3 protein-coding genes are annotated in these 4,266 nt (G+C 39.7%); 2 read left to right on the top strand and 1 reads right to left on the bottom strand.

Features of this window, described 5'->3' with window-relative positions:
• Positions 1-258 precede the first annotated feature (258 nt).
• Together H9625_RS17105 and H9625_RS17100 are read left to right on the top strand one after the other, a co-directional pair.
• Complete coding sequence (locus tag H9625_RS17105) at positions 259-2,577, top strand: TonB-dependent receptor (RefSeq protein WP_008781630.1); 2,319 nt, start codon at positions 259-261, stop codon at positions 2,575-2,577.
• Positions 2,578-2,755: 178 nt separating this feature from the next.
• On the top strand, positions 2,756-3,319 hold the full coding sequence (locus H9625_RS17100; RefSeq protein WP_052484764.1) for an RteC domain-containing protein: 564 nt from the start codon (positions 2,756-2,758) through the stop codon (positions 3,317-3,319).
• 134 nt (positions 3,320-3,453) lie between these two features.
• Here the strand turns inward: H9625_RS17100 and H9625_RS17095 are convergent.
• Positions 3,454-4,266: IS1380 family transposase (locus tag H9625_RS17095; protein WP_191765515.1), on the bottom strand; the 813-nt coding region annotated here is incomplete at its 5' end.

Here is a 4,266-nt window from a genome sequence, read left to right as displayed (position 1 = left end):
ATGGCAAAATCCTGAGCAACTTTTTGTTGCTCAGGTACTTAAAAAGTTATATTTGTAATAGTGTTGCGGAATTAAGGTTTGCAACACTAAGATAAGTGAAAATTCTGACATGGCAAAATCCTGGGCAACTTTTTGTTGCTCAGGAACTTATAAATAAAGTTAAATTATAGTGTTGCGGAATTAAGGTTATCATTTATTCATGAGGTTTATGATGCAGATGCTATATCTGTATCCGTAACCCATTATAAGAAAACAAGTATGGACTTTAATAAAGCTCGATTATTATATCTTATCGTATTTTTCCTGTATTCCGGCCTAAGTGTGTCCGGACAATCGATTCATGTTTCAGGAAGAGTACTTCAACAAAATACGCAAACACCTGTTGAGTTTGCTAATGTCGTTCTATTCAAACAAGATTCAGTCTTTCTGAAAGGAACAACGACAGACACTATCGGAAGATTTGAATTTGAAAATCTTCCCACAGATAATTATGTGCTGTCAGTATCCTGTTTAGGATTTGAAACAAAGCGGATTTTGATACAGAATCTGACGGAATCAGCACAAATAGATGTGTATTTGAATGAAAATGTTTTGTTACTTGGGGAAGTGGTGATTTCTGCTTCTTCCACAATAAACAAGATTAACCAACGGATTGTGTTCCCGACAAAATTGCAAATCAGCCATTCTGCCAACGGAATGCAATTGCTGAATACAATGATGCTTCCCGGCTTGAACATCAATCCGATGCTGAATACGATTTCATCATCCGACGGCGGGAAAGTCATTTTGCAGATTAACGGCGTAAATACCACGCCGGAAGAAATTCAGACCTTGCAACCCCGCCAAATCAAGCGGATAGAATATTCGGATTATGCAGGTATCCGATACGGACATGCTTCCAAAGTTATCAACTACGTGGTAGTAAGGGATGATAAAGGCGGTGTTGTTGGTGTGGATTTGATGAACTCGCTGAATATCCTTGCAGGGGGCGATGTTTTCTTTGCCAAATTCAACAAAGGAAAATCGGAATATGCTTTGAACTACACCGCAGCGTTTCAACGCATCAACACGAATAACAGAAATCGCACAGGTAGTTATCAGTTTGAAAATTCATCCCCTATATTGAGGGAAGAAATCAGTGCCGGAGGTGATTATTCGTACCAAATGCATGATTTTTCGCTGACATACAACTATCAGCAGAGCGATTCGGCTTTTTTCAATGCCAAGTTGAAATATAATCTGAGCAATCAGCCTCACAACGATTTCAACAGTTTTCTAAAAGAGAATGGCACGGACAAAGGGTTGATTTTTGACGGAAGTCAGCAAAAAATTAATGTTCCTACCATCGACTTGTATTACCAGTATGGTTTACCCAAAAATCAGAAAATATATGCTAATGTGGTGGGGAGTTATGCGAACGCAGCATCTTCGCGGAATTACTGCGAATACAACGATGTTGATACTCTTTTCAGCGAACGTTCGGAACTGTTTTCCGATAAATATTCACTGATTGCCGAAGGCATATACGAAAAAGGATTTGCCCATGGAAATTTGAAATTCGGGATAAAACATATTCAGTCGTTTACAGAGCAGACAATTAATCAGGGCGAGGAATTCAAATCGGATTTGAATCAGGCGGAATCGTCGGTTTTTGCAGAGTGGTTTTATAGTAAGGGCAAATTCAGCTATAGCTTGGGACTTCGCCTGAATCGCCTGCATTTTTCCAATGTATCTGTTACCAAAAGCTATTACCATTTCTTACCCAAAGCGATGGTTGGCTATCGGTTCAGTGATAATTCTTTTATCCGGTATGATGCGGAGATGAGTCAAACGAATCCAACCCTGATGGAGTTGGCCGACACGGAAATCCGTCTTGACTCGTATCTTGCCGAGAAAGGGAATCTGTTGCTTCAACCGTACCTGAATCTGAATAATAATTTATATTACGAAAACAGAAAAGGGTTGTTCGCTTTCAATGCAAGCCTGCATCATCACTACAAACACAATCCTATCATGGAATCGAAAAGAGAACATGGAAATGTGTTCCTGACAATGCCCGAAAACATGAAAGATTGGAATAAGTATAATGCGGAGATAACATTGAAAGTAGGGATGATAAAAAACTTCCTGCAATTTTCGGTTACAGGAGGCTTCAACCACTTTGACAGTCGTGGGAACAACTATTCGCATACCCATTCTAATTTTTATTACAGGGCAGATGTTTTGGCAATGTATAAGAAATGGATGCTGATAGGCCAGCTACAGCCTTTTGACGAAAGGTTATACGGCGAAACCGTCATAAAGGATGGTAATTATCACTACTTGGCTATCCGGTACAATGCGACTAATTTTTCTTTTGGCATAGGTGCGTTCAATCCGTTTAAGAATGTTTCCCGAACCATTATGGAAAACAAAAATGCACAAGCGCCTTTCCGAAGAGAAAGTTTTAGCGATGCATCCCGAATTCTCGTTGCCACGCTCACTTGGAATTTTAATTTCGGAAAAACTCATCTTGTCGGTACTAAATCGCTGAATAATCAGGATACCGACTACGGAATCAAAGGAAGTTATAAGTAAGATTAGGTGTTGATTTCAACAAATTCTGTATTATGTATTTCTGGCAAATCTATCACTAATTATCTTTCAGCGACATGTTGTTGCTTCGCGTTCACTGAATCCTATCGGAATTCAGTGAACGCCTTTGTGTGTCGTCTACTGACGATATCATCCTTTTTTTTACTCAAAATCAATAAAAATGAAAGATAAGATAAAAAACATTGCAGAAAAATTAGAACATCAAATCAGGATGCATGAACTCGATTTAAATGACAGGATTAAAGATATTCCTCAAATAATATTGCTGTTGGAACAGGGGTTCTCGGAATTGAAAGAAATAGTTTCGTTTTATAAGTTCAAAAGTGAAATGGATGAAATATTCTTTTTCAAGATAATAAAACCCAAGTTTTTTAGTAAACTAATCTATTACAGGAAAGTGTATAACATCGAAATGATGCGCCCCAACGGACAAGATTGTGTGCTGAAAAATTATTTCATCAATGAACTGAATCAGTTAGAGAATTTCTACAATAAGAACATTGATTTCTATAAATACTACCGTTCGGGAAGTACGCATTTGGATAAGTACTTTTTTCTGAGAGGAAAACAAGATATTCAAATGACAATGGAAACATTTTATTTTGAAAGAGACCCTAATTTTTCTACGATTTGCGATTTTAAAGTTGCAAAAATAGTAGCAAACGAAATGTTGCGAATTTATCTGAATCCTAAAATCCGCAACTATCATCCAATACACGATTAAGGGTAGATTTATGAGTCGTTAGTAGCAGCTTTCAGTAAAAAGCAACAGCACAACATCAATATGTAGCCACCATCCCCTTACCCCACGATGCGACTTGAGGTAATACGCAGATTCAAACCGGAAAGAAAGGATTCTTATCCGAATTCTGTTTTGAAGGGTTTTGCATAAGCTCGGTTCTCTGTGTAGATATTCAGCACATACTGCCTTGATGTCCTGCCCCATTTGGCTGGCACAGAGATGAACTTGAAGACAAAAGCCTTTATGCGACTCGTTTTCTTGAGCCCAAAAGCCTTGGTGTCAAGCCTGCTCATGATGGTCTTGTAGAAATTGTGTATCAATGCAGTAAGCAGAAGAAAGACAGTATTCTCCGCCATGAATGACTTGGGGAGCCTGCTCCAACCGAATCCGTTGTTCATGTCGTCAAAGATACGTTCCTTGCCGCCACGCAGATTGTAGAATTCAACAATGTCCCTTGTCGATGACTTGTAATCGTTGGTCAGAATACAACGGTAAGTGTATTCGCCTTCCCACAGGTCAAGGTCGCCACTGTTGCGTCTTTGTCTCTGGATGACAAGACGATAGCACTTGCCTTCCCATTTCTCAACGAGAATGGAATTGAGTTCGAACTGGATGCCGTTAATCTCCTCCGTCTTCCATCCTCTCAGAGCAAAGATGTCATTGTAGAGCGAACTGCATCGGTTGGCACGGATGTAGAAATGTTTGCAATGCTTCTCTATCTCACTGACGATTTCCTTCGAGCAGGAACCGCAGTCTGCCCTGAAGCGATTTACACGGATGTTCTGGGATTCCAGAAGAGCGAAGAATCTCTTATGGGTGTCTGCCTGATGAAAACGCACATTCGTGTTACCATCGCTGTTCTCTATGCCGACAATCATGTCGCCAATGACAGCCACACCTGGACGGTACCCGAGAAACTTCTTGTATGT

Origin of the sequence: Phocaeicola intestinalis, assembly GCF_014837065.1 — a bacterium.
In the GTDB taxonomy this organism is placed as follows: Bacteria; Bacteroidota; Bacteroidia; order Bacteroidales; family Bacteroidaceae; genus Phocaeicola; species Phocaeicola intestinalis.
Note: the sequence above shows the minus strand (reverse complement) of the source record. Positions and strands in the feature narration are given on the sequence as shown.

Bases quoted from the DNA above. Each gene is read 5' to 3' on its own strand.
- H9625_RS17105 (WP_008781630.1), top strand. From the start codon at position 259: ATGGACTTTAATAAAGCTCGATTATTATATCTTATCGTATTTTTCCTG.
- H9625_RS17100 (WP_052484764.1), top strand. From the start codon at position 2,756: ATGAAAGATAAGATAAAAAACATTGCAGAAAAATTAGAACATCAAATC.